Source organism: Raineyella sp. W15-4 (assembly GCF_033170155.1).
Taxonomy (GTDB): domain Bacteria; phylum Actinomycetota; class Actinomycetes; order Propionibacteriales; family Propionibacteriaceae; genus Raineyella.
The window spans coordinates 2,785,276-2,808,677 of sequence record NZ_CP137079.1; the positions used below are offsets into that span (position 1 = coordinate 2,785,276).

General features: G+C 71.3%; 27 protein-coding genes. 8 read left to right on the forward strand and 19 right to left on the reverse strand.

Annotated elements, in window-relative coordinates:
- Nucleotides 1-2 precede the first annotated feature (2 nt).
- The 4 genes from R0145_RS13040 to R0145_RS13055 all read left to right on the forward strand — a co-directional run bounded on the left by R0145_RS13040 (nt 3) and on the right by R0145_RS13055 (nt 4,369).
- Entirely contained in the window at nt 3-995 is a 993-nt protein-coding gene (locus R0145_RS13040) for an ABC transporter permease (RefSeq protein ID WP_317837293.1), read from the forward strand.
- A complete protein-coding gene (locus R0145_RS13045; protein ID WP_317837294.1) occupies nt 992-1,867 on the forward strand; it encodes an ABC transporter permease in 876 nt (291 codons plus the stop codon). The genes R0145_RS13040 and R0145_RS13045 overlap by 4 nt, the downstream gene beginning before the upstream one ends.
- Nucleotides 1,846-3,564, forward strand: a complete 1,719-nt coding sequence (locus R0145_RS13050) for an ABC transporter ATP-binding protein (RefSeq protein ID WP_317837295.1) — start codon at nt 1,846-1,848, stop codon at nt 3,562-3,564. The genes R0145_RS13045 and R0145_RS13050 overlap by 22 nt, the downstream gene beginning before the upstream one ends.
- 100 nt (nt 3,565-3,664) lie before the next feature.
- Nucleotides 3,665-4,369: a TetR/AcrR family transcriptional regulator gene (locus R0145_RS13055; RefSeq protein WP_317837296.1), complete on the forward strand. Its 705-nt coding sequence runs from the start codon at nt 3,665-3,667 to the stop codon at nt 4,367-4,369.
- Here R0145_RS13055 and R0145_RS13060 read toward each other — a convergent pair.
- Nucleotides 4,351-5,001, reverse strand: a complete 651-nt coding sequence (locus tag R0145_RS13060) for a MerR family transcriptional regulator (RefSeq protein WP_317837297.1) — start codon at nt 4,999-5,001, stop codon at nt 4,351-4,353. The genes R0145_RS13055 and R0145_RS13060 overlap by 19 nt on opposite strands.
- 101 nt (nt 5,002-5,102) lie before the next feature.
- On the opposite strand from R0145_RS13060, the gene R0145_RS13065 reads away from it, so the two are divergent.
- On the forward strand, nt 5,103-5,582 hold the full coding sequence (locus R0145_RS13065) for a DUF4188 domain-containing protein (protein ID WP_317837298.1): 480 nt from the start codon (nt 5,103-5,105) through the stop codon (nt 5,580-5,582).
- On the opposite strand, the gene R0145_RS13070 is transcribed toward R0145_RS13065, so the two are convergent.
- Genes R0145_RS13070 through R0145_RS13080 form a run of 3 tightly spaced genes read right to left on the reverse strand, consistent with a single transcriptional unit; the run spans nt 5,563 to nt 7,959 of the window.
- Nucleotides 5,563-5,997: a DUF2809 domain-containing protein gene (locus R0145_RS13070; protein ID WP_317837299.1), complete on the reverse strand. Its 435-nt coding sequence runs from the start codon at nt 5,995-5,997 to the stop codon at nt 5,563-5,565. The genes R0145_RS13065 and R0145_RS13070 overlap by 20 nt on opposite strands.
- Nucleotides 5,990-7,177, reverse strand: a complete 1,188-nt coding sequence (locus tag R0145_RS13075) for a HAMP domain-containing sensor histidine kinase (protein ID WP_317837300.1) — start codon at nt 7,175-7,177, stop codon at nt 5,990-5,992. The genes R0145_RS13070 and R0145_RS13075 overlap by 8 nt, the downstream gene beginning before the upstream one ends.
- A complete protein-coding gene (locus tag R0145_RS13080) occupies nt 7,171-7,959 on the reverse strand; it encodes a response regulator transcription factor (protein WP_317837302.1) in 789 nt (262 codons plus the stop codon). The genes R0145_RS13075 and R0145_RS13080 overlap by 7 nt, the downstream gene beginning before the upstream one ends.
- 304 nt (nt 7,960-8,263) lie before the next feature.
- On the opposite strand from R0145_RS13080, the gene R0145_RS13085 reads away from it, so the two are divergent.
- The gene (locus R0145_RS13085) at nt 8,264-8,599 is read left to right on the forward strand and encodes a DM13 domain-containing protein (protein ID WP_317837303.1); all 336 of its coding nucleotides are present in this window, start codon (nt 8,264-8,266) and stop codon (nt 8,597-8,599) included.
- A complete protein-coding gene (locus R0145_RS13090) occupies nt 8,599-9,078 on the forward strand; it encodes a hypothetical protein (protein ID WP_317837304.1) in 480 nt (159 codons plus the stop codon). Before R0145_RS13085 ends, R0145_RS13090 begins: the two co-directional genes overlap by 1 nt.
- On the opposite strand, the gene R0145_RS13095 is transcribed toward R0145_RS13090, so the two are convergent.
- The 9 genes from R0145_RS13095 to rsmI all read right to left on the reverse strand — a co-directional run bounded on the left by R0145_RS13095 (nt 9,066) and on the right by rsmI (nt 16,507).
- Nucleotides 9,066-9,569, reverse strand: coding sequence for a MarR family winged helix-turn-helix transcriptional regulator (locus tag R0145_RS13095; RefSeq protein ID WP_317837305.1), 504 nt, complete (start codon nt 9,567-9,569; stop codon nt 9,066-9,068). The two genes, R0145_RS13090 and R0145_RS13095, sit on opposite strands and share 13 nt — an antisense overlap.
- The gene (locus tag R0145_RS13100; protein WP_317837306.1) at nt 9,553-10,542 is read right to left on the reverse strand and encodes a 4-(cytidine 5'-diphospho)-2-C-methyl-D-erythritol kinase; all 990 of its coding nucleotides are present in this window, start codon (nt 10,540-10,542) and stop codon (nt 9,553-9,555) included. The genes R0145_RS13095 and R0145_RS13100 overlap by 17 nt, the downstream gene beginning before the upstream one ends.
- Nucleotides 10,535-11,377, reverse strand: a complete 843-nt coding sequence (gene rsmA, locus R0145_RS13105) for a 16S rRNA (adenine(1518)-N(6)/adenine(1519)-N(6))-dimethyltransferase RsmA (protein ID WP_411742121.1) — start codon at nt 11,375-11,377, stop codon at nt 10,535-10,537. The genes R0145_RS13100 and rsmA overlap by 8 nt, the downstream gene beginning before the upstream one ends.
- Before the next feature lie 129 nt (nt 11,378-11,506).
- Nucleotides 11,507-11,911 carry a type II toxin-antitoxin system VapC family toxin gene (locus R0145_RS13110; protein ID WP_317837308.1) on the reverse strand — a complete coding sequence of 135 codons (405 nt, stop codon included), beginning with the start codon at nt 11,909-11,911 and terminating at the stop codon, nt 11,507-11,509.
- Nucleotides 11,908-12,138 carry a FitA-like ribbon-helix-helix domain-containing protein gene (locus R0145_RS13115; protein WP_317837309.1) on the reverse strand — a complete coding sequence of 77 codons (231 nt, stop codon included), beginning with the start codon at nt 12,136-12,138 and terminating at the stop codon, nt 11,908-11,910. The genes R0145_RS13110 and R0145_RS13115 overlap by 4 nt, the downstream gene beginning before the upstream one ends.
- Before the next feature lie 34 nt (nt 12,139-12,172).
- Complete coding sequence (locus tag R0145_RS13120; RefSeq protein ID WP_317837310.1) at nt 12,173-13,213, reverse strand: ubiquitin-like domain-containing protein; 1,041 nt, start codon at nt 13,211-13,213, stop codon at nt 12,173-12,175.
- A gap of 124 nt (nt 13,214-13,337) precedes the next feature.
- Nucleotides 13,338-14,225: a TatD family hydrolase gene (locus R0145_RS13125; protein WP_317837311.1), complete on the reverse strand. Its 888-nt coding sequence runs from the start codon at nt 14,223-14,225 to the stop codon at nt 13,338-13,340.
- Nucleotides 14,226-14,280: 55 nt separating this feature from the next.
- The gene (locus R0145_RS13130) at nt 14,281-15,552 is read right to left on the reverse strand and encodes an ATP-binding protein (protein WP_317837312.1); all 1,272 of its coding nucleotides are present in this window, start codon (nt 15,550-15,552) and stop codon (nt 14,281-14,283) included.
- A gap of 100 nt (nt 15,553-15,652) precedes the next feature.
- Nucleotides 15,653-16,507: a 16S rRNA (cytidine(1402)-2'-O)-methyltransferase gene (rsmI, locus tag R0145_RS13135; RefSeq protein WP_317837313.1), complete on the reverse strand. Its 855-nt coding sequence runs from the start codon at nt 16,505-16,507 to the stop codon at nt 15,653-15,655.
- Between the two features lie 156 nt (nt 16,508-16,663).
- Between rsmI and R0145_RS13140 the strand changes: the two genes are divergently transcribed.
- Nucleotides 16,664-18,181 carry a dolichyl-phosphate-mannose--protein mannosyltransferase gene (locus R0145_RS13140; RefSeq protein WP_317840247.1) on the forward strand — a complete coding sequence of 506 codons (1,518 nt, stop codon included), beginning with the start codon at nt 16,664-16,666 and terminating at the stop codon, nt 18,179-18,181.
- Between the two features lie 48 nt (nt 18,182-18,229).
- Here the strand turns inward: R0145_RS13140 and R0145_RS13145 are convergent, their stop codons facing one another.
- The 6 genes from R0145_RS13145 to R0145_RS13170 all read right to left on the reverse strand — a co-directional run bounded on the left by R0145_RS13145 (nt 18,230) and on the right by R0145_RS13170 (nt 23,367).
- Entirely contained in the window at nt 18,230-19,483 is a 1,254-nt protein-coding gene (locus tag R0145_RS13145) for an FAD-binding oxidoreductase (protein WP_317837314.1), read from the reverse strand.
- Nucleotides 19,484-19,533: 50 nt separating this feature from the next.
- Complete coding sequence (gene cysE / locus R0145_RS13150; RefSeq protein ID WP_317837315.1) at nt 19,534-20,355, reverse strand: serine O-acetyltransferase; 822 nt, start codon at nt 20,353-20,355, stop codon at nt 19,534-19,536.
- Nucleotides 20,356-20,550: 195 nt separating this feature from the next.
- Entirely contained in the window at nt 20,551-21,333 is a 783-nt protein-coding gene (locus tag R0145_RS13155; RefSeq protein WP_317837316.1) for a HemK/PrmC family methyltransferase, read from the reverse strand.
- Nucleotides 21,333-21,719, reverse strand: a complete 387-nt coding sequence (locus R0145_RS13160) for a hypothetical protein (RefSeq protein WP_317837317.1) — start codon at nt 21,717-21,719, stop codon at nt 21,333-21,335. Before R0145_RS13160 ends, R0145_RS13155 begins: the two co-directional genes overlap by 1 nt.
- Before the next feature lie 114 nt (nt 21,720-21,833).
- On the reverse strand, nt 21,834-22,778 hold the full coding sequence (locus R0145_RS13165; RefSeq protein ID WP_317837318.1) for a GlxA family transcriptional regulator: 945 nt from the start codon (nt 22,776-22,778) through the stop codon (nt 21,834-21,836).
- A 25-nt stretch (nt 22,779-22,803) separates the two neighbouring features.
- A complete protein-coding gene (locus tag R0145_RS13170) occupies nt 22,804-23,367 on the reverse strand; it encodes an isochorismatase family protein (RefSeq protein WP_317837319.1) in 564 nt (187 codons plus the stop codon).
- Between the last annotated feature and the right edge of the window lie 35 nt (nt 23,368-23,402).

Consider the following 23,402-nt stretch of genomic DNA (forward strand, 5'->3'; position numbering starts at 1 on the left):
CCATGTCCCGCGGCTACCTGAGCTTCGCGCTCCGGCGACTCGCTCAGGCCGTCGTCGTCATCCTGGTGGCGTACGTCTTCACCTTCGTGGTGATCAGCATCCTGCCGGGCGACCCGGTGACGAACGTGCTGCGCAACCCGCAGAACGGCTTCTCCGAGGACGATATCGCCCGCATCGTCGGCTATTACGGACTGGACCAACCGATCCACGTCCAGCTGTGGCGCTCGCTGTCGAAGTTCCTGGTCAGTGACCTAGGCGTGTCGCTGCGCTCCAACCGTCCGGTCGCGGACCTGATCGGCGAGGTGCTCGGGTCGACCCTGCTCCTCGCCACCGCGGGACTGGCGGTGGCGCTGCTGCTGGCCGTGGCGATCGCGTACGGCAGCCAGGTCCTGCCCAAGCGGTACGGGCAGGACCTGCTGCGGACACTGCCCTCGTTCTTCCTGTCGGTGCCCAACTTCGTCATCGGTCTGGTGCTGATCCACGTCTTCGCCTTCCAGCTCCGGCTGTTCCGGGTGATCGACGCGGAGAGCCCGTGGGCGACGCTGTTCGCCGCGATCGCCCTCGGGGTCCCGGTCTCCGCCCAGATCGCCGAGGTGCTGATCGCCGGCCTGGACCACGAGTCCCGGCAGGAGTATGCCGAGGTGGCCCGCTCCCGTGGCCTGGGGCAGGCCCGGCTGTTCGCTCGGCACCTGCTCAAACCCGCCTCCCTGCCGGTCGTCACGGTGATCGCGCTCACCGTCGGCGAGTTGCTCGGCGGCTCACTGATCACCGAGACGATCTTCGGCCGCACCGGCGTCGGCAGCCTGATCCAGCGGTCGGTCACCACTCAGGACACACCGGTCCTGCAGGCGGTCGTCTCGCTGGCCGCCCTGGTCTTCGTCACCGTCAACCTCGTCGCCGATCTGGTGTACCCGCTGCTCGACCCGCGGGTGCGGGTCGTTGACGGCCGCACCGCGCCGCGGCCGACCGTTCAGGAAGCGGGGGCGGCAGGATGACCGTCAGCCCGGCATCTCTCGATCCTTCGTCTCTCGACACCGGGCGGGCCCGGTGGACCGCCGTCATCGGACGTCTTGCCGCGTTCCGGCTGCCGGCCACCGTGCTGCTGGCCTTCGGTGTGCTCGCCGTGGTGATCGCCTGGTCGCTGGCCCCGGGCCTGTTCACCACCCAGGACCCGGTCGCCGGGGTGCCGGCCGACAAGCTGCTCGGCCCCAGCGCCCAGCACTGGTTCGGCACCGACCACCTGGGCCGCGACCTCTACGCCCGGGTCGTGTACGGCACCGCATCCTCGGTGTCCAGCGCCCTCATCGCCGTGCTGATCGGGGTCGTCGTCGGAGGCCTGATCGGCCTGTTGGCCGGCTTCCTGGGCGGCTGGGTGGACGGCGTCCTGGCTCGGCTGGTCGACGTCCTGCTGGCCATCCCGAGCTTCCTGCTGGCGGTCATCGTGGTCAGTTCGCTGGGGTTCGACACCACCAACGCCGCCATCGCCACCGGGGTGTCGGCGGTGGCGGTCTTCGCCCGGGTGATGCGTTCGGAGGTGATCAAGACCCGTCGGGCCGTCTTCGTCGAGGCGTCGTTCCTGCAGGGCGGGTCCCGCTGGCACATCCTGGCGCGCCACGTGCTGCCGAATGCCTCCCGCTCCGTGCTCACCCTCGCGGTGCTCCAGTTCGGGCTGTCGATCCTGGTCATCGCCGGCCTGGCGTTCCTCGGCTACGGCGACCCGCCGCCGGCCTCCGACTGGGGCCTGCTGATCTCCACCGGCAAGGACTACCTGAAGTGGCCCTGGCTGGTGTACGCCCCTGCCTTCGTGACAATCGCAACCGTCCTCTCCGTGAACAGGATCAGCCGATGGCTCCGTACGACCACCTGACCACGACCCTCGACGTACCTCCCGCACCGGAGCGCCGCTCCACACCGGCACCGGCCGCCACGATCGCTGCTCCGCCGTCCGTCCTGCTGGACGTGCAGGGCCTGTCGGTGGCGTACAACGGCCACCGGGTGGTGGACGACGTCTCGTTCCGCCTCGACCGAGGTGGCAGCCTGGCTCTGATCGGGGAATCGGGATCGGGGAAGTCGACCATCGCCCGCTCGGTGCTGCGCCTGCTGCCGCGCGCCGGACGGGCCACCGGGCGGGTCGCGTTCGACGGCCGGGAGATCCTCACCCTGCCCGAACGGCGCTTCCGCCCGCTGCGCGGCCGCCGTCTCGGCTTCGTCCCCCAGGATCCGGGCAGCGCTCTCAACGCGGTGCGGACCATCGGCTCCCAGGCCCGGGAGGCGGCCGCACTGCTCGACCGGGACAACGAGACCGACCCGCGCGAGCTGATCCTGGAGACCCTCGCCCGGGTCGGACTGGACGACCCTCGCCGGATCTACGAGTCCTATCCCCACGAGCTCTCCGGTGGAATGCTGCAGCGGGTGCTGATCGGTCTGGCCGTCCTGCCCCGCCCGGACCTGCTGGTCGCCGACGAACCGACCTCGGCGCTCGATGTCACCATCCAGAAGCGGATCCTCGACCTGCTGTCCGAGCTGCAGTCCACCCTCGGGATCAGCCTGCTGCTGATCACCCACGATCTCGCCATCGCCGCCGAACGGGCCGACACCCTGGTGGTCCTGCGCGGCGGCACCGTGCAGGAGGCCGGCGACACCGCGACGGTCTTCGCCGCCCCGGCCTCGGACTACGCCCGCACGCTGCACGCCGACGTGCCTGCCCTCAACCCGGACCGCTACGCCGACCGGCTCGCGGTCGGTCGTTCCCGCCTCGACGACCCATCGGCCGGCCCGCGGATCGAGGTGCGCGGCGTCAGCAAGTCCTTCACCGTCGACGGCACCACTCTCACCGCCGTCGACGACGTGTCGTTCACCGTACCGGCCGGGACCACCCACGCCCTGGTCGGCGAGTCCGGATCCGGTAAGACCACCACCGTCCGGCTGCTGCTCGGTCTGGAGCAGCCCGATGCCGGCGAGATCGTGGTCGCCGGGGAACGGCTCGACGGCCGCTCGCACGCGTCGCTGCGGACCGCTCGGCGCAACCTCCAACTGGTCTACCAGAACCCCTTCACCTCGCTGGATCCCACCTGGTCGGTGCGCCGGCTGATCCGCGAGCCGCTCGACCGCTACCGGGTCGGTACCCCGGCGGACCGTACGCAACGGGTGCGCCGGGTACTGGCCGCCGTCGGTCTGGACGAGCAGTTCCTCGGTCGCAGGCCGGCCGGCCTGTCCGGAGGGCAACGGCAACGGGTGGCGATCGCCCGGTCACTGGTGCTGCGTCCCGACGTCGTCGTCCTCGACGAGCCGACCTCGGCCCTCGACGTCAGCGTGCAGGCGGACATCGTCGAGGTGCTGCTCGGTCTGCAGGCCGAGCTCGGTCTCACCTACGTCTTCGTCTCCCACGATCTGGCCCTGATCCGCCAGTTGGCCCACTCGGTGTCGGTGATGCACCGCGGCCGGATCGTCGAATCGGGCCCGGTGACGCAGGTCCTCGACGATCCGGCCGAGCCCTACACCCGTACGCTCGTCGGGTCGATCCCCTCCGGGATCCGCGCCAGCACCGGCCGGGCGGTGGCCTGACCCCGACGGCAGCACACCGGATCGCGCCGCGGCGCGATGCTACAGTGGCCGAAGTCTCGCCGACCGGAAGGACGGCGGCATCACCTCGATCGGATACAGCGTGGCCGACAGCAGACACCCCGAGCCCTCCGGCCGCCGGATCGCGGCGCCCGAGGGCGGCGCCGGTACCCGCCGTCCCCGCGAGGGGCGCACCCGGATGACCGCAGCGCAGCGCCGCGAGCAGCTGATCACCGTGGCCCGGACGCTGTTCGCCGAGAAGGGGGTGGAGGGCACCACCGTCGAGGAGATCGCGGCCAGCGCCCAGGTCTCCAAACCGGTCGTCTACGAGCACTTCGGCGGCAAGGAGGGGCTCTACGCGGTGATCGTCGACCGCGAGCAGCGTACGTTGCTGGAGGCGATCCGGTCGGGCATCGACCAGGCCAAGGGCCCCCGCCGCAAGGTGGAGGCCGGCACCCTGGCGTTGCTCGGCTACATCGAGACCCATCCCGACGGCTTCCGGATCATCTCCCGGGACGCGCCCACCGGCTCCACCGGGACGTCGTTCGCGACGATCCTCTCCGACGTCGCCTCCCAGGTGGAGGACATCCTCGGCGACGAGTTCCGCCACCGGGGCCTCAAGGAGGAGATGGCCCCGATGTACGCCCAGATGCTGGTCGGGATGATCGCCTACACCGGGCAGTGGTGGCTCGACGAGCGTGACCAGGATCGCACCACGGTCGCCTCGAACATCCTCAACCTCGCCTGGAACGGCCTGTCCCGGATGGTTCCCGACCCCGACCTCTACACCTACACCCGGCAGGACTGACCGCCCCTCTCCGCCCCGCCGAACCGTCGCGCGGCGGCATCCTGGAGGGCCAGCCGCCGCAGCGCCACGATCAACGGCTCGATCAGCACCGTGCCCAGCACCACCTGGCGCACCGCCGCCTCCGGTGAGTCGTCGGGCACCGTGGCGACCTCCTCGACCGCCAGCTCGTGGATCAGCCCGGCGTAACGGACCACCCCACCCTCGAGCAGGGTGAGCTGCGCCTCATCGATGGCAGCCAGCGCCGCCGCCAGCTCACCCAGCGCCGCGCTGCCCGGGGCGATCGACCAGCCCAGCCCGGCCACCGTACGACGCCCCACCGGATCCTCGCCCCCGTCGCTGCCGCCGTCACCGCCCGACGATGCCGACAGCACCTCCGTCGCCCGGCCCAACAGCTCCAGCGGCGACTCCGGCGGATCGTCGATCGCCGCCAGCACCGACCGGACCGTGGCGATCGACAGCCCACCCGGCCCGACCAGCGCCCGGATCAGCCGCAGCCGAGACAGATGACTCTCGTCGTACTGAGCCTGGGTGGCCGAGGTCAACCGGCCGGCCGGCAGCAGCCCCTCCCGCAGGTAGTACTTGATCGTCGCCGTGGGGACCGCACTGCGACGGGACAACTCGGAGATGCGCACCGGACTCCTTGCCTGATCGGTCGGACTTGTCCGACGGGCTGGACAGTACTACTCTCCAATATTAGGGAGTAGTGATATCCAAGATACCCGAGGAGTCCACCATGGCCGTGACCAACCGGGGTCGGATGACCCACGACCACGACGGCGAACTCGTCGTCTTCCTGATCGGCATGACCATCAACGCCTGGTGGCGGCCAGACCGCTGGCTGCCGGTCTTCCTGGCGATGCCCCGGATGATCCGGGAGCTGTCCCGGGACCGGGACTCCGGACTGCTCGGCTACCGGCTGGTCTTCGACCTGCGCGGGCCGTGGCTGGTGCAGTACTGGAACAGCCTGGACAAGCTGTACGCCTACGCCAGTGACCCACGGGCCACCCATCGCCCGGCCTGGGCGGCCTACAACCGCCGCGCCCGCACCGCGAAGGGTGCAGTGGGCGTGTGGCACGAGACCTTTCCGGTCACCCACGCGGAGTCGGTCTACGTCAACACGCCCCTGCAGGGACTCGCCAGGGCGACCGGCATCCGCCCGGTCACTGCACGCCTCGACACCGCCCGGCAGCGGATCACCGAGACCTCGGGCTGACGCCCCGACTGTCGATCCCGCCGGCGCCGAACCGTGAGACAGCCGCGTCGGCTCCTGTCAGCGCGGCCACGGCCACGACGTAGACGACGAGGTCGCGCGCATCGAAGGCGGAGCCGAGGAGGAGGAACGCCGGTGGGAAGCGGGCGCCGACGGCCAGCGGAACGCCGGTGAGCTGGAACAGTTCGACGACGATGCACCACACGGCGGCAAGTCCGCCGACGGTGAGCAGTCGCAGGCGCGGCGCGAGGACGACGATCGCCAGGTACGCGGCGGCGGCGTACAGGGCGTCGCCGGCGATGTCGGTGACGATGCTGCCGGGCAGCAGCAGGTGGGTCAGCAGTCCTGCCGCGATGACCACCAGGAGGGCGAGCGCCGCACCGATCCGCCGGCGGCCACGTCGCCGGGCATCACTCATGCGCCCGGCCGATCCATCCGACCGACGGGGCGCCACCCGCGGTGTGCGCGATAGCTCGGGGCAGCACGATGTCCACCCGGAACCCGTCGTGTACGTGCGTCGCCCGCACTTCCCCGCCGTGCGCCTCCACGATGCCCTGGACGATGGCCAGCCCGAGCCCGGCGCCGGATCCCGGCGACTGCGGACCGGGCATCCGTGCCAGGCTCCCCCGCCAGCCCACGTCGAACATCCGTTCGAGGTCGGATGGGGCCACTCCTCCGCCGGCATCCTTCACGCTGAAGGCAACTTGGTCGTCATCGAGTCGGTGGGTGGAGACGAGCACCTCCGAATGCTCGGGTGCATAGCGGATGCTGTTGGACAACAGGTTGGTGATTACCCGGGTCAGCGCCCGAGGGTCTGCCAGCACCAGGTCATCGGCCATCCCGCCATGCGTCACCCGGATGCCGCGCAGCGCCGCGAGCGGACGGATGTCCGCCACGGCATCCGAGGCGAGGTCGACGAGCACCACCGGCTCGGGGCACAGGCGCAGGGTCCCACTGTGGATCTTCGACAGTTCGAAGAGGTCGTCGACCATCAGGTTCACCCGGTCGACCTGGAGGCGGATCTGCCGGATGTACTCGAGAGGATCGTCGACGAGGCCTTCCTCGAGTGCCTCAGCCATCACCCGCATCCCGGTCAGCGGCGTGCGCAGATCGTGGGAGACCCACGCCACGAGCTGACGACGAGAGGCGTCGAGACGCTCGACGTCGGCCCGGGCGGCGGCCAGTCGCTCGGAGGCGTCCGCCAGCTGAGCTCCCAGCTCGTTGAACTCCCGCCATCCGTCGACCCTCGCCTCGACGACGTCACCGTCCCCGATCCTCCTGGCCGACTCGCTCAGCGTGGCCATCGCCATCCGGGTGGCACGTACGGTGAACCAGGCGGCCATCAGGCTGAACGTCGTCGACACGACGATGACCCAGATCAGCACCAGCAGATCGTGGCGGGAGAAGTACATCTCCGCAGCGATCACCACGGTCGAACACACGATCGACGCGATGGCGGCAACGACGACCACGACCAGCTGCCGGCCCAACGAGCCTCGCCGGTCGATCCGGAGCACGAGAAGGGCAAGGCCCGTCACGCCGGCGGTGCAGCCCAACGCGGTCAGCCCGATCAGCAGGAGGTCGGCCGGGTTCAGCATCCGGCACCCCCTTTCACGGTGAAGCGGTAGCCGGCGCCCCACTCGGTGAGGAGGAACCGCGGTTCACCCGGATCACGCTCGATCTTCTGGCGCAACCGGCGCACATGGACAGTGACCGTCGACGCCTCCCCGAAGTTCCACCCCCATACCTCGTGCAGGATCTCCGTACGGGACAGGACCCGCTCGGGGTTCTTCAGCAGGAAGGTGAACAGCTCGTACTCGCGTCCGGTGAGGACGATCTCCCGACCGTCCCGCGCGATGCTCCGCAGCGTGGGATCGATCCTGAAGGGGCCGACCTGGAACGGGGAGAGGGAGGCTGATACGCCGCGGCTGCGTCGCAGCAGCGCGACCATCCGCAGCAGGAGCTCGCGCAGGGCGAAAGGTTTGGCGATGTAGTCGTCGGCCCCGCGCTCGAGACCGCCGATCCGCGCCCCGACCGAGTCGAGTGCGGTCAGCATGATGATCGGCACCTGTGAGTTGGTCCGCACCTGGGCGCACAGCTCGTCACCACTGACCCCGGGCAGGACCCGATCCAGGATGACCAGATCGGGGACGATGTCCTGCAAGGCCCGGCTCGCGGCCGCGCCGTCCCCGAACTGGCTCACCGCGTACCCGTGCACCCGCAGGTAGTCCGCGACGACCTGCCGGACCGTGGGGTCATCCTCCACGATCATCACCCTCGCGCCCCGCCCGACGTCGTCCGGCCGCGGGGAGCCGGTCCCGGCGGGCCGGGAGACGAGCGTACGCTGCGGCGTCCGCCGCGTCCCGTCTGCTCCGTCCACGTCACGATGCTAGTCGCACGGCGGACGCCTGCACCGTCCGAGATCTTACGGTCCAGAAATATCTCCCCTCCTCAGGGTGGCGGACTCCTAGCGTCACAGGTGTCGGACGTCCCGGCGGCCCCTCCCCGGCCCGTCGACACTGCCTGCCGACCCGAAGAACCGACGACAAGGAGCTCCCCCCATGCGACTCAACCTTCCCCTCGGTGCCGCCGCCACGGTCATCGCCCTCGCCTTGGCCGGATGCGCCACGACATCCGATACCGCGCGTTCGGGCTCGACGCCTTCTACCGCCGCGGCATCGTCCATGTCCACCATGTCCACCGCCGGTCAGGCGGCCACCAGTCGTACCGGCGCCTTCCAGGGCCGCAACGGCAAGACCGTCGCGGGGACCGTGGAGATCGGCCAGGGCATGGTCGTGCTCGCGGGTTTCTCCTCCGACGAGGGCCCCGATCTGCACATCTACCTGACCAACGGCGACCAGGAGAATGACATCGCCGCGGGCAAGGAACTCGGCTCGATCGCCTTCGACAAGACGTCCCAGACGTTCTCGCTCTCCGGGCTGGACGCGGCAGGATTCAGCACGGTCGTGATCCACTGCGACAAGGCGAAGGCGGTCTTCGGCGCCGCCACGTTGAAGTGATGAGGATCAGAGAAACCGCGGCCCTCGGCACCCCGCTCGCGGTGGGGGTGGCGAGGGTCGTCCTCGGAGCACTGTGGCTGCGCGAGGGGATCGTGAAGTACCACGCCCATTTCGGTGCCGCGGACATCCTGCTCGTCGTCGGGAGCACCGAATCCAACACCCGGGTGTCCGACGCGTTCCGTACCTTCGCTGCGGTCGTGCTGGCCGGCTGGCCGGGCCTCTTCGGCTTCGCCGTCCCCCTCCTGGAGACCGGCCTGGGGGTCGCGCTGATCCTGGGCATCCTCAGCCTGCCGGCCGCGTTCGGCTCGGTGGCCACCCTGATGTTCTACTGGAGCGCCGACCAGCTCATCGCCCAGTATCCGGTGATGGTGCTGCTGTCTGTGGTGGTGCTCACCTGGCCCGTCGCCGCCGGACGATTCTCGGCGACCCCGCTCGTGGGACGGATCCTGCGACCACCACGGGACACTCAGAGCGGCTGACTGGGCCGCTCGAGTTCACCGGCCAAGGCCCGCAGCAGATCGGCGAGCTGGGCCGCGTCGCCGGTCGGCAGGACCGCCAGGATCCGCCGCTCCGCTGTGAGCAGGTCGACCAGCGCCCCGTCGACGGTCGCCAGGCCGGCCGGGGTCAGGCTGACCACGACGCCCCGCCCGTCATGTGGGTCGGGGCCGCGGCGGACCAGCCCGCGGGCGGCGAGCCGGTCGATCCGGTTGGTCATCGTGCCGGAGGTGACCATCGTCTCCTGCAGCAGCCGGCCCGGGGACAGCTGGTAGGAATCGCCCGAGCGGCGCAGGGCGGCCAGCACGTCGAACTCCCAGGAGACGATGTCGTGCAGGGCGAAGGCGGCGCTGCGCGCATGGTCCAGCTGCTTGGCGACCCTGGTGACCCGGCTCAGCACCTGCATCGGCGCGAGGTCGAGGTCGGGACGCTCGCGACTCCAGTCGGCAATGAGCCGATCAACCTCGTCCTGCATGCAGGAATCCTACCGATGCGGGTGCCCGGACGACATAGACGTCCCGCGCAGGATGGACGTCCGGCCCGGGCCGGCGATCCTGCCCGGCCGACCGATCCCGCAGTTCCGCGGCGATCCCGGCCGCCTGCGCGGCGTCCCGGGCGAGGAAGGCACAGGTCGGCCCCGAGCCGGACACCATCCGGCCGACCGCTCCGGCCTCGGTCCCGGCCGCCAGGATCACCGCCAGCTCGGGGCGCAACGCCACGGCCGGTTCGGCGAGGTCGTTGCGCAGCGCCGCCCCGAGGGCAACCGGGTCGCCTTCCACCAGAGCGGCCAGCAGGCCCTCGGGAACGGCCGGCGCCGGCACCGTCTCCGGCGGGTGGAGTTCGTCGAACCGGCGGAACACGGCCGGGGTCGACAGTCCGTCGGGGGAGGTCACCAGGACCCAGTGGAAGGTGTGGTCGACCCGGACCGGGGTGAGTCGCTCCCCCCGGCCGTGGCCGATCGCGGTGCCGCCGAGCAGGGTGAACGGCACATCGCTGCCCAGCAGGGCCGCCAGCTCCAGCAACGCCTCGGAGGGCAGACCGAGTCCCCACAGCCGGTCGCAGGCCAGCAGCGCGGCAGCCGCGTCCGCGGACCCGCCGGCCATCCCGCCGGCCACCGGGATCCCCTTGGTGATCTCGAGGTGGGCGCCGCACCGCGGGACGTACGTCTCGGCGAGCAACCGGGCAGCCCGGACGGCCAGGTTGTCCTCGGGAGCGCCGACCAGGTCGGCGCCGCGGCCGCGCACGGCGACGGTGACCACGCCGGCGGGAGCCTCGGTCGCCCGCAGCTCGTCGGCCAGGGAGACCGACTGGAAGACGGTGGCGAGGTCGTGGAACCCGTCCGGGCGACGCGGCCCCACGCAGAGCGCGAGGTTGATCTTGCCGGGCACCCGGACCCGTACGCCGTCCGGTCGCGCCTGCGTCGAGGGGGTGGCGAGCGGCTCAGCCATCCGCGGGCACCCGCTCGGCGATGGCGGCGAAGTCGGCCACGGTGAGGGTCTCCCCGCGCGAGGTCGGGTCGATCCCGGCCGCCTGCAGCGCGGCGCTCGCCGCAGCCGAGGAGCCGAACAGGCCGGCCAGGGCGGCCCGCAGCATCTTGCGGCGCTGGCCGAAGGCGGCGTCGATGACCGCGAAGACCTGTTCCCGGGTGGCGGAGGTCGGCGGGGCGGGCCGGCGGGTGATCCGCACCAGCCCGGAGTCGACGTTCGGCACCGGCCAGAAGACGGTCGGTGGCACGCTGCCCACCCGGGTGGCCTCGGCGTACCAGGCCACCTTGGCGCTGGGGATGCCGTACGTCCGCGATCCCGGCCCGGCGACCAGCCGGTCCGCGACCTCCGCCTGCACCATCACCAGCCCGCGCTCGATCGTGGGGAACAGTGCCAGCAGGTGCAGGATCACCGGGACGGAGACGTTGTACGGCAGGTTGGCGACCAGGGCGGTCGGCGCCGGCCCGGGCAGCTCGGTGACGGTGAGGGCGTCGGCGACGACGAGGGTGAACCGGTCGGCCTGCTGTGGGGCCCGTTCGGCCACCGTCCGCGGCAGCCGGCCGGCGAGCAGCTCGTCGATCTCGATCGCGGTGACCGAGCCGGCGGCCTCGAGCAGGCCGAGGGTCAGTGACCCGAGCCCCGGGCCGACCTCGACGACCCGGTCGTCGGGCCACAGCTCCGCCAGTGCGACGATCCGCCGGACGGTGTTCGCGTCGGTGACGAAGTTCTGCCCGCGCGTCTTGGTCGGCCGCAACGCCAGCTCCGCGGCGAGGGCCCGCACCGTGCTGGGATCCAGCAGCGCCGGCCCGGTGCGCGCCGGGTCCTGCGCACGCGGCGCTGTGTTCTCGTCCGGTTCACCCACGGGTGCGTACGTTATCAGCGAAGTCGGACCGGCGGATGCCATCCGACGATCGGTCCGGTCGGACCGTCACCGCGACGTCGTCCCCACGACCGTGATGGCACACCGCGGTCCCGGTGCAGAGGCCAAGCGACGATCCGCCGTCAGGAGAGGACACTGAAGCTGCTCGGCCAGCGCCACGTACGTTGCATCGTACGGACTGACGTTCGCGCGCAGCTCGTAGGCCCGGGGCATGAACGGCAACACCGGATAACGATCCGCAGGCAGTGCGACCAGATCGTCAAGGGCATCGGAGAACCGGCCGGCGGTCATCGTCCTGGCCAGCCAGCGACGTCGCAACACCGAGACGACCTCGACGTCGGCCAGGTCCGGAACGCTGAGGTCGTGGCCGCGCACAAGGTCCCGGGCGAGAACACCGTCCTCGCCGTCATCGCCGACGACGTTCGCCAGGACCGACGCGTCGACGACGATCACCGCCGATCCCGTTCGGCGGCCAGGTCTTCCAGTGCCTGTTCCAGACCGACACGACCGCCGTGCCGCGTGGCGATCCGAGCGAGCACCTCGTCCATCGTGGGACGTTCGGCGAGTCGGCTCAGTTCTCCGAGCAGGTACTGCTGGAGGGACTGTCCGTGCTCTTCGGCACGGGCCTGCAACCGTGCGTGAACACCCTCCGGGACATCACGGATCAACACGTTCGGCATGCTTACATTATGCAAGCATGCCGGCGGAAAAGGATCAGCGCAGGCCGAGCTTCGCGGTGCAGGCGGGCCAGGCGCCCCAGCCCTGGGCGGCCTGGACCTTGGTCGCGATGGCGATCTGCGTCGCCTTGCTGGCGTCGCTCGGCAGGCCGCTGCCGCCGTACGCCCGCCAGGTGGAGACGTTGAACTGCAGGCCGCCGTAGTAGCCGTTGCCGGTGTTGATCGACCAGTTGCCACCGGACTCGCACTGGGCGATCTGGTCCCACACCCCGGCCGGGGCGGAGCTGCTGGTGGTCGACTTGGTGGCGGTGGTCGACTTGGTGCTGGTCGACTTGCTGGTCGTGGTCGACTTCGCCGTGGTGGTCGCCTTCGCCGTAGCCGTGGCAGCCGGCTTCGGGGTGGGCTTCGGCTCCGGCTTGGGGGCCCGGGTGATGGTGACCTTGAGACCGTCGGTCAGCACGGTGGTGAGCCCCGGGTCGACCTTGTCGCCGTCACCGAGGGTGATCTTCTGCTCCTTGAGCAGGTCGTCGACCGTACGGGTGGTCGAGACCACCTGCAGGTTCTTGCCGTCGACGTCGATCTCGACCTTCTTGGGCGTCTCGACGCTGAACGACAGACCGTCGCGACCGATGGTGCTGGACCGGCTGGTCGAGACCAGCGCGTTGGCGTCGGTCAGCTGGAGCATCGAGAGCACCTGGTCGACCGAGGTGGCGGTGGTCCAGATGGTGCGCCCCTGGCCGTCGATGGTGACGGTCACCGGGCGGGCGTACTGGACCGAGATCTGCTCGCCCTCGGCCAGGCCGGAGTCGGCGGACGGCGCGACGACGTCGTGCTCGCCCAGGGTGATGCCCTTGGCGGACAGCGCCTGGCCGACGGTGCCGGCGTACGTGCGGAACTGGGTGGGCGTCCCGTCCAGGGACACCGTGACGGTCTTGGCGAGGGCCTCGTTGATGCCCACCGTTCCCAGCCCGAGCGTCAGCACGGTGCCGGTGGCGATGACGGCGATGGTCTTCTTCTGCACGAAGGTGTTCTCCCGCTCGGCTGTCGGGCGCTGGGCGCCCACATCTGGCAACGTCACGGAACGATAACGTCGAGACCTGCTCGTGACCAAATCGGCCGACCGCCGCGGCGCCCCCGAGGGGACCGGACCGGCTCCGTCCAGGTACCGGCGACCGTGTTCCACCATGGAGTGTCTCCCCTTGTCAGCGGGCATTGTCAGGGTCCTCGCACCAGGCCGGCCAGGGGCCGCCGAACGCGTCGTGGGTGTTCTGCACCAGAACGGCACACAGGTCGGCGACCGGGATGCCGCGCCGTTCGGCCAGGAACCGGACGGTGTGCGGCACCAGGTAACCGGCGTTGGGCCAGCCGCGTTGGGGCACGGGGGTGAGGAACGGCGCGTCGGTCTCGACCAGCAGCCGGTCCAGCGGCACCACGTCGAACGCCTCGCGCAGCGTCTCGTTGGCGGGAAAGGTCACTGTGCCCGGGAAGGAGAGCCAGGCGCCGCGGTCGAGGAAGACCCGGGCGTCGGCGGCGTCCCCGCTGAAGCAGTGCATCACCAGCCGGTCCGGCACCCCCTCGGCATCGAGGATCTCCACGATCGGGACGTGCGCACCGCGGTCGTGCACCACGACGGTGTGCCGGTGCCGGGCGGCGATCGCCAGGTGCGCAGCGAAGGCGTCGCGCTGCGCCCGGCGACCGCGCCCCTCGGAGGTGCGGTAGTAGTCCAGACCGGTCTCCCCCACGCCACGGACCACGTCGGGCCGCAGATCGCCGGCCAGCGTCTCGATCTCCCGCAGGGCCTCGTCGAGGGCCGGTCGGCCGGCCCGATCGGCCAGCCGGGCGGCGTCGTTGGGGTGGATCGCGACAGTGGCGACCACCGACGGCTCGCGAACGGCGAGCTCGACGGCCCACTGTGAACTCGCCACATCACACCCGACCTGGACCGTACGCGTGACGCCGACCGTGCCGGCGCGACGGATCAGCTCGTCCACGGCGAGGCCGGTGTACTCCATCGTCGTGTCGAGGTGCGTGTGGGAGTCGGTGACCGGCGCGGGCAGCGCCTCGGGCATCGGTGCAGGAGTGTCCTTCACGCGGGCATCCTACGGCCCCGCCATGTCGGCCTCGTGACGGCCCCCGCCTGTCGGATCAGGGCGCCAGGGTCCCGAGGGGGACGACCCCGATCCCGTCGGGCCGTCGGTAGGCCCGCGGCCCGGTGGTGATCACCACCGCATCGAGCAGACGTCCACCGAGTCGATCCGCCAACCAGTGCAGATGCCTGGTGTCCTGGTCGGACACGGTGGCTGCGAGCTTGACTTCGATGGCCACCACCCGGTCGTCGCCCCGGATGACCACGAGATCGATCTCGTGATCCCCGTTCCTGGTCCGCAGATGGCCCACCGACGCCTCAGCCGCCTGGGCCGGCACCCGGACACACAGCGTCACCAGAGATTCGAACAGATGGCCGAGCAGGCTGCCTGCCTGGGGACCGACGGGAACCCCCTCGCCATTGAGGAGCGCATCGACGGACAAGCCGAGCAGACGGGCCGCCAAGGCCGGATCAGCCAGGTGATGCTTGGGGGTCTGCCCGAGCCGAGTGAACAGGCTGCCCGACGGTGTCCACGCGGCCACCGGATCGAGCAGCCACAGCCTCGTGAGAACTTCACGGAAGGCCTCACTGGTCGAGCGCGCGGGCTTGTCGCCGTGGCCGGGAGTGGCCGCGTCAAGGATCTCCGAATATCGAGCCGTGGTGGCGGAGGCCGCGGAATACGCTCGCAGCCAGGCCAGCATCGATTCGGGTCGACGGATGGCGAGGCCCTGCTCAGGCACGTCTCGATCCACGGCGTTCTCCAGATAGGAGTCGAGCTCGAAACGGAGCGCGCGTCCCCGAGACGACCGCAACCCCGGAAACCCCGAGGCGAGGATCTCTTCGACGTAGTCAGCGAGGCGCAGTCCCGTCTCCCCTGCCAGCGGCGGCCGCCGCCCGGTCAACAGCTCAGCGAGACTGATCGCCGGATCCGCCACGCCCCGCTCGGACAGAGTCATCGGCCGCATGCGCAAACGTCCGATCCGACCGGCACCGGAGTGCGCGGTCGCACCGGGCAGCGGGGAGGCGCTGCCGGCAAGCAGGAACTGCGCGGGCGCCCGGTCCTCGTCGACCGCCCGGCGTACCACGTCCCAGACGGCCGGAACCTTCTGCCATTCGTCGATCAGGAGCGGGCGGGCACGACGCAGCAGCAGTTCGGGATCAGCAGCGAGCGACTCCCGGTTGGCAGCCGAGTCCAAGCGGAGAGTGCCGACGACGTGCTGCTCGGCGGTCGTCGTCTTGCCCACGGCCTTCGGCCCGTCGATCGCAATCGCAGGCACAGCGGAGAACAGCTCGTCAAGCTCGTCGTCCAGGACGCGTCGTACGTACCCCACGGTCGAATCCTACAACGAGCAGGTATTTCATCCTACAAGTAGCAGCACTTCCACCGGGCGAACAGCAGGATCTGAATCAGGCAACCGGCAGCACCGACCGCTACCTCTGGTCGGTCCCCAGCGCCGCCCGGTAGAGGTCGTTGCCGCCCAGGCCGGTCTCGGTGGCCACCTGTTTGGCGGCGTCCTTCAGCCGCATCCCGTGTTCGTGCAGCGTCCGCACCCGCTCGACCGCGGCGGCCTCGTCGACGACCGGCGCCGCGGCCCCCTGGACGACCACGGTGATCTCCCCGCGGGCCCCCTCGACGGCCCAGCCGGCGAGATCGGCCAGCGGCCCGCGGACCACCTCCTCGTACGTCTTGGTGAGCTCGCGGCAGACCGCCGCCGGCCGGTCCGCGCCGAGCACCGCCGCGGCGTCGGTGAGGAAGTCCGCCAGCCGGTGCGGCGCCTCGAAGAAGACCATGGTGCGGCGTTCCTCGGCCAGTTCGGCGAACCGGCGGCGGCGCTCCCCCGACTTGCGGGGCAGGAACCCCTCGAAGCAGAACCGGTCGACGGGCAGCCCGGAGACGGCCAGCGCGGTGAGCACCGCCGAGGGCCCGGGCACCGCGGTCACCCGGATGCCCGCCTCGACCGCGGCCCGGACCAGCCGGTAGCCGGGGTCGGAGACCGAGGGCATGCCCGCATCGGTCACCACGACCACCCGGCGACCCTCCTGCAGCTCCTGCAGCAGCCCGGGAGTACGGAACGCCTCGTTGCCCTCGAAGTAGGACACGACACGCCCGGTCACCTCCAGCCCCATCCGCCGGAGCAGGTCGAGGAACCGGCGGGTGTCCTCGGCCGCGATCACATCGGCCTGCGACAGCGCCGTACGAAGGGCGGGCGAGACCGACTCGATGTCCCCGATCGGGGCGCCGGCGAGCACCAGCAGCCCCTCGCCGGGCGTTGCTGCAGTGTGCACTCTGGTCTCTCCTTGCCGGTGGCTCCGTACGATGGCGACGTGAGTCTGCCACACGATCCACCGCCCGAGGCCGAGTCTGCCACCCCGTCCGCCCCCCGGCGGCGTCGTGACCGGGGCCAGGACGAGCGGACGGTGCTGGAGCGGCTCCGCCCACCGATGCCGGACGCCCGCCGGGGCTGGGCGCTGGTCGGCGTGGTGTCCCTGGTCGCCTTCCTGATCAGGCTCTGGCACCTCGGCTACCCGAACAAGCTGGTGTTCGACGAGACGTACTACGCGAAGGACGCCTGGTCGGTGCTCCACTTCGGGTACGAGCGGACCTGGGCGGACAACGCGAACGACCTGATCGTCCGCGGCGCGATCGACCAGATGGGGAGTTCCGCCGAGTTCGTCGTGCACCCGCCGCTGGGCAAGCTGCTGATCGGGCTGGGCGAGGCGATGTTCGGCATGACCTCGTTCGGCTGGCGGATCATGGCCGTCGTCTTCGGCACCCTGCTGATCGCCGCGACGATGCTGCTGGCCCGCCGGCTGTCCCGGTCCAACCTGGTCGCCGCGCTGGCCGGCATCCTGCTCACCGTGGACGGCCTGGAGTTCACCATGAGCCGGCTCGCCCTGCTCGACGTCTTCCAGGCGACCTTCCTGGTCGCCGCGGTCGCCTGTCTGGTCCGGGACCGGGACGCGATGCGGTCCCGGTTGGCGGCCCACCTGGAGGCGGCCGGGCTGGCCGACCTGGGCGGGGCGTACGGTCCGCGGCTGTGGTGGCGGCCCTGGCGACTCGCGTCGGGGGTGCTGTTCGGCTGCTCGATCGCGACGAAGTGGAACACGGTCTACGCGCTGGCCGCGTTCGGGGTGCTCACGCTGGCCTGGGACATCGGCGCCCGCCGACTGGCCGGGGCCCGGCGACCGGCGCTGCCCGGCCTGTTCCGCGACGGCCTGCCGGCCTTCCTGCAACTCGTCCCGGTCGCCCTGCTCGCCTATCTCGCGAGCTGGCTGCCGTGGCTGACCAGCACCGGCGGCTGGGACCGCCAGTGGGCGGTGGAGAACCCTGACGCCCCGCTGGCCCGGCACCTGCCGCACGCCCTTGCCTCGCTGATCGCCTTCCACCGGGAGATCTACCAGTTCCACACCGGCTCCTACATCAACCACGCGACCCACCCGTACGCCGCCGGCCCGTGGGGGTGGCTGATCCTGATGCGACCGCTCGGGCTGGACGCGGTCAACGGGATCACCCCCGGCACCGACGGCTGCCCGCCGGGTGGGGAGAACTGCCTGCGGGTGATGACCACCCTGGGCACCCCGCTGCTGTGGTGGGGGGCTGCGGCGGCGTTGGTGGCAGCGATCCTGCTGTGGATCGGTCTGCGTGACCCGCGCTTCTCGGTCCCGGTGGTGGGCGCGCTGGCGATGTGGCTGCCGTGGTTCCTCTACACCGAGCGGCCGCTGTTCTTCTTCTATGCCATCTGCATCGTGCCGTTCACGGTGACCGCGCTGGCGATGTGCCTGGGGAAGATCATCGGGCCCGCCGACGGCGGGTGGCGACGCGTCGTGGGCGCCACGATCGTCGGGGTGTACGTCGCCCTGGTGATCCTCAACTTCGCCTGGTTCTGGCCGATCTACACCGACGGCCTGCTGACCTGGTCACGGTGGTGGGCCCGGATGTGGTTCACCAGCTGGGTCTGAGCCGAGCGCCGGGTCCGCGGCCGTGGCAGGGTCTGAGCCGGGCGCCGATCACTCCCGGATGAACCGGCTGCGCACCCGGGCCGCCCCGATCCGGGCCAGGCTGCGGGCCTGCCGGCCGACCGTCCCGCGCGGATGCACCGGACTCCACGGCAGCCGGGTGCTCGCCCCGACCACATGGTCGGCGATCTGCAGCGCCCCGGCGGTCGCCGCGGCCATGTGGTCGTCCCCGAAGCCGGTGGCGACGTAGATGCCGTTGCTGCGCAGCCCCACCTCACCGACCAGCGGCAGCCCGTCGTAGCTGCGGAAACAGCCGTACTGCCAGCGGTGGGTGATCTCGAGCTCGGGCAGGTGGGAGGTCGCCCAGGTGGTCAGTTCCGCGGCCGCCGCCCGGTCGCCCCGGCCGGCGACGTGGGCGCATCCGGCGATCACCACCTGGCCGGGCCGGAAACCGGGCCGCAGCACGTACGGCCGGTCCGGATCGTCGACCACCCGGTAGGCACCGGCCAGGTCGTAGCCGTGGCCGGCGAGGGCGTGCACCGTGGTCGGCAGCAGCCGCGGCCCGACCAGGCCGAAGTCGGGGTCGGGCGCGCCGGTGGCAAGCAGCACCGCGCCGGCCCGGACGACCGCGGCGGACGCGACCCCGGTCTCGTCGTGCCCGGTGAAGTGCGCCCGGATCGGCGATCCGGGCACCAGCTTGCCCAGCCGGCTGCCCTCGTGGATCAGGCCTCCCCCGGCGACGACGGCGCGGCTGAGGGCCTCGGTGTACTGGCGGGGCTGGACGGCCAGCGCGTCGTCGATGCGGATCGACGGGCGGGTGGGGAAGGGCAGCCCGGGGGCGTCCTCGGCCTCGGGATTGATGCCGGCGGCCCGCATCGCGAACCGCTCCCGGTGCAGGAAATGTGCCTTGTGTCCGTCCTCGACGACCGCGTGGCTGGGCAACGCCCGGGCGGGCACGCCGCCGTCGGCGGCCTCCCGCCGGATGACGTCGAGGGCGCGTTCCAGTTCGGCGACGTACGTCACCACGGCGTCGGTGCCGTGGGTCTCCTCGATCTGCTGGCACGAGACGCCGTGCAGGATCGAGGCGATGCCCGGGGTGGCCGCGCTGGTGCCGGCGCCGATCCGATCGGCGTCCACGACCACCACCCGCGCCCCTGCCCGGGTCGCGGCCAGCGCCGCAGTGAGCCCGACGATGCCGGCGCCGATCACCAGCAGGTCGCAGGTGGTGTCCCCCACCGGCCCGCAGGTCCGGGAACTCGTCCCCCAGGGAGGGGTGGTCATCGGCATGTGTTCGGCGGCAGGCATGTCCTCAGACTAGCGACCCGGCCGGACCGCTCGAGCCGGTCCGGTGTGCGTCAGGCGGGCCCGGCACCCCAGGCGTTCTGTCGCTCGCGTCGCTCCGACTCGATCAGTTCGTTCTCCAGGTCCAACGCCGGGTGGGCGTTCGCCGGGTAGCTGACCGGGCGGGCCGGCACCCCGGCCACGGTGGTGAAGGCGGGGACGTCGGACAGCACGACGCTGCCGGCACCGATCTTGGCGCCCTCCCCGACCTTGATGTTGCCGAGCACCTTCGCACCGGCGCCGATCATCACCCCCCGGCCGATCTTGGGGTGACGATCCCCGCCGACCTTGCCGGTGCCGCCGAGGGTGACCTCGTGGAGCATCGAGAAGTCGTCCTCGATCACCGCGGTCTCACCGATCACGATGCTGGTCGCGTGGTCGAAGAGGATGCCCTTGCCGATCCGGGCGCCCGGGTGGATGTCGACGGCGAAGGCCTCCGACGTCCGGCTCTGCAGGTAGAGCGCCAGGGCCTGGCGGTCGTGGACCCAGTACCAGTGGGCGATCCGGTGGGCCTGCAGGGCGTGGAAGCCCTTGAAGTAGAGCAGCGGCTGGGCGTAGCCGCGGGTCGCGGGGTCTCGGGAGAGGACGGCGGCGAGGTCCTCACGGACCGCGGCCCCGATCTCGGGTTCGGCGTCGAGCGCCGCCTTGATCATGTCGAACAGGGTCAGCTCGGTGAGGGTGGTGCTGTTGAGCTTGCTGGCCAGGATGTGCGCCAGCGACGATTCCAGGTCGGAGTGCCCCAGCACGACCGAGTGCAGGAAGCTCGCCAGCGCCGGTTCCTGGGTGGCGTCCCGGGCGACGTCTTCCCGGATCCGCTGCCAGATGTGATCGGTCATCACTGGTCCTTTCGACGACCTCACGGAGCGCGACCCAGCCCTCCGGAGTAGGTGGACTTATGGATACCATCACACGAGCTGATTATCAAGGGATGTACCGTCCCTCCGGCGGCGGTCGGTCAAGCGCAGGCCCGCTCCGCCGAAGCCATACCTCGCCCGACCAGGCACGCACGCCGGACCACGTGCCTGTCTCGCTCAGGTACGCACCTCGATCACCGAGGTCTCTCCGTCGTCGGTCACCACGACGGCGGACGGGGCGAACCCGGCCTCCGCCAGGACCGTACGGGCGGTGTCCACCTGGTCGGCGGCGAGTTCCAGCAGGAACCAGCCACCGGCCACCAACCGTGCGGGCAGGTCCGGCGCCACCCGGCGCAGCGGGTCCAGTCCGTCGGTCCCGCCGTCCAGGGCCTCCCGCGGCTCCCAGTCCCGGGCGTCGTGCGGCAGGTAGGCGACCCGGCCGCTGGGGACGTACGGCAGGTTGGCCACGATCACCCGGAACCGGGTGGGCGCCAGAACCGCGGGCGAGTCGCCCCGGACGACCTGCGCCGACGGTGGCAGGTTGCCCAGGGCGCAGGCCACCGCCGCTGGGTCGCTGTCCATCGCGGTCAGGGACAGGCCGGCCACCCGGTGCGCGAGGAGGGCGCCCACCGCCCCCGTCCCGCAGCCCAGGTCCAGCACCGCATCGCCGGGGCGTACGCGTCGGCAGGCGCGGTCGACGAGGTATTCGGTGCGGTGGCGGGGGATGAAGACACCCGGGGCGACGGCGATCCGCAAGTCGCCGAACCAGGCGTACCCGACGAGCAGTTCGATCGGGACTCCGGCCGCCCGGCGAGCGACCAGGTCGGCCAGCGCGTCGGTGTCGGTCGCGGCGGCGGCAAGAGCGGCGAGTTCGTCCTCGGCGAAGACCGAGCCGGACCGGCGCAGCGTCTCGACGTGGGTGCGGGCGAGTCGGGCGGAGGGGTCGAGGGGCACCGGCATCAATCGGCCCGCTCCCCGTCGGGCCGCGGCGCTGCCCAAGCCCCGGTCGCGGAGGTCCCCGCGCCGGACATGGCGCGGCGGACCCGTCGGATCGTGGCCAGATCGGCCAGGCCGGCGACGACCAGGACCAGGCCGAGGAGGACGTGGGCGGTCAGCCATCCGGTGCCGTGCGGGATCGCCCAGCCGATCACCCGGGCGACCCCGGTGAAGTACTCATGGGCGTCGACTCCGGGGTGCTGTGGGGGGATGGTCACGAACAGGTTGGTGACCATGCCGAGCAGGAACTGCCCGATCAGGGCGAGGCACAGGATGAGATTGATCAGCAGTGCCCGGGGATCGAGCCCGGCCGCCCGCGGCCGCGGGCCGGCGGTGGTCATCGTGGTCATGGCGTCCCCCTGAGGGCCGTTCACGAGGACGGCCGGCGCCGCCCCGGATCCGTCGCGCCGGCGTCGCTCCGCCGCCGTGCACAGCCACCAGCGTGCGCGTGCCGAGCTGCAGATTCAACTCCGCAGGTCGGGCGGCACCGCCGCGTTGCGTACGGATCGCGAACGCAGCCGCCGCAGCATCCGGGCATCGCCGAAGCCCACGGTGACCGCTGCCGTCTCCACCGTTGCTCCGGCGCCGATCAGCAGCTCGGCCTGCTCCAGTCGGAGCTGCTGCTGGTAACGCAACGGGGTCATCCCGACGGCGCGGGTGAAGGCGCGACTCACCGTCCGCTCACTGGCGTCCACCCGGGCGGCGAGCCGGCTCAGCGGCAGTGGCTCGCGGAAGTGCTCGTCGAGGACGTCCTGGACGCGGTGCACCAGGTCGTCGACGTGGTCGCGGTGACGCAGCATGACGCTGTCCTGCGGATCGTTGCCGTTGCGGCGCGCATAGACGACCATCGCCCGCGCGACGCGGGAGGCGACCCGCGGTCCGAGACGGCCGGCGATCACCTGCAGCGCCAGGTCGGTGCCGCTGGCGATCCCCGCCGAGGTGTGGATCCGTCCCTCGTGGACGTAGAGGACGTCGCGCGCCACCCGGACCCGCGGGTGACGTCGGGCGAGTTCGTCCTGCAGCTCGTGGTGGGTGGTGGCCCGTCGCCCGTCCAGCAGCCCGGCCTCGGCCAGCGCGAACGCCCCTGCGCACACGCTCATCACCTCTCCGCCCCGACGGTAATGCCGGACGATGCGCTGCACGGTCTCCTCGCGGAACGGCTGACGTCGGGCGGCACCGCCGGTCCGCCACCCCGGCACCACCACCAGATCATCCTCATCGAGGTCCGGCCAACTGGTCTCCGCCCCCAGTGGCATTCCCTGCCAGGAGATGACGGTGGCGGTCTCCGCCACGTACGCCAAACGCCACGGAGTGCCGGTGACGTCGCCGACTGTGCCGAAGGCCTGCGCCGGGCCGGCAAGATCCAGCAGGTGGACGTCCGGGGCCAGCAGGAACACGACCTTCACCACGCGCCCAGCCTGCCACCGACCGGCCTCACCGACGCTCCGTGGCCCCTGCGAACGCGGTGTCGAGGGTCGCGATCCGGGCGAAACGTCCTGCGAGGGCGAACTCTGTGCGCGCGATCACCTCTTCGGTCTCCAGTCGCTCTCCCGTGTCCGGGCGCAGGATCGGGAAGGTGGCGGTCGCCTCCGTCACGAACGTCACCCGGTAGCCGAGGTCGGCGGCGAGGCGCGCGGTGGTCTCGCAGCACTGCTCGGTCTGGATGCCGGCGATCACCAGGTCGGTGGCCCCGACCCTGGTGAGGTGCTGGCCGAGATTGGTCGTGGTGAAGGCGTTGCGCGAGGTCTTCGTCACCATCGTCTCCCCCGGCGCCGCCGCGAGGCCGTCGAGGAGCCGTACGCACCCGCTGGCCGGGTCGAAGGTGGTGCCACTGCCAGGCTCGGCGTGCAGCACCCAGACCACCTCGTGGCCCGTGGCCCGGGCCGAGTCGACCAACTGGTTCACCGAGGCGACGATCGACGGATTCGACACCTCCGACCAACGGGACTGCCGACGGAAGGACTCCTGGACATCGATCACGATCAGGACTGTGCTCATACAAGAACCCTCGCTCCGGTGAACGCGGGGCATAA

What these genes read in the sequence shown, in the direction of transcription:
- R0145_RS13045 (WP_317837294.1), top strand. Translation starts at nt 992, where the DNA reads ATGACCGTCAGCCCGGCATCTCTCGATCCTTCGTCTCTCGACACCGGG.
- cysE (WP_317837315.1), bottom strand. Translation starts at nt 20,355, where the DNA reads ATGACCGATCACATCTGGCAGCGGATCCGGGAAGACGTCGCCCGGGAC.
- R0145_RS13155 (WP_317837316.1), bottom strand. Translation starts at nt 21,333, where the DNA reads ATGCCGGTGCCCCTCGACCCCTCCGCCCGACTCGCCCGCACCCACGTC.
- R0145_RS13115 (WP_317837309.1), bottom strand. Translation starts at nt 12,138, where the DNA reads ATGCCGAACGTGTTGATCCGTGATGTCCCGGAGGGTGTTCACGCACGG.
- R0145_RS13085 (WP_317837303.1), top strand. Translation starts at nt 8,264, where the DNA reads ATGTCCACCATGTCCACCGCCGGTCAGGCGGCCACCAGTCGTACCGGC.
- R0145_RS13160 (WP_317837317.1), bottom strand. Translation starts at nt 21,719, where the DNA reads ATGACCACGATGACCACCGCCGGCCCGCGGCCGCGGGCGGCCGGGCTC.
- R0145_RS13100 (WP_317837306.1), bottom strand. Translation starts at nt 10,542, where the DNA reads ATGGCTGAGCCGCTCGCCACCCCCTCGACGCAGGCGCGACCGGACGGC.
- R0145_RS13040 (WP_317837293.1), top strand. Translation starts at nt 3, where the DNA reads ATGTCCCGCGGCTACCTGAGCTTCGCGCTCCGGCGACTCGCTCAGGCC.
- R0145_RS13170 (WP_317837319.1), bottom strand. Translation starts at nt 23,367, where the DNA reads ATGAGCACAGTCCTGATCGTGATCGATGTCCAGGAGTCCTTCCGTCGG.
- R0145_RS13090 (WP_317837304.1), top strand. Translation starts at nt 8,599, where the DNA reads ATGAGGATCAGAGAAACCGCGGCCCTCGGCACCCCGCTCGCGGTGGGG.
- R0145_RS13140 (WP_317840247.1), top strand. Translation starts at nt 16,664, where the DNA reads ATGCCGGACGCCCGCCGGGGCTGGGCGCTGGTCGGCGTGGTGTCCCTG.
- R0145_RS13050 (WP_317837295.1), top strand. Translation starts at nt 1,846, where the DNA reads ATGGCTCCGTACGACCACCTGACCACGACCCTCGACGTACCTCCCGCA.
- R0145_RS13065 (WP_317837298.1), top strand. Translation starts at nt 5,103, where the DNA reads ATGGCCGTGACCAACCGGGGTCGGATGACCCACGACCACGACGGCGAA.
- R0145_RS13075 (WP_317837300.1), bottom strand. Translation starts at nt 7,177, where the DNA reads ATGCTGAACCCGGCCGACCTCCTGCTGATCGGGCTGACCGCGTTGGGC.
- R0145_RS13145 (WP_317837314.1), bottom strand. Translation starts at nt 19,483, where the DNA reads ATGCCTGCCGCCGAACACATGCCGATGACCACCCCTCCCTGGGGGACG.
- R0145_RS13095 (WP_317837305.1), bottom strand. Translation starts at nt 9,569, where the DNA reads ATGCAGGACGAGGTTGATCGGCTCATTGCCGACTGGAGTCGCGAGCGT.
- R0145_RS13070 (WP_317837299.1), bottom strand. Translation starts at nt 5,997, where the DNA reads ATGAGTGATGCCCGGCGACGTGGCCGCCGGCGGATCGGTGCGGCGCTC.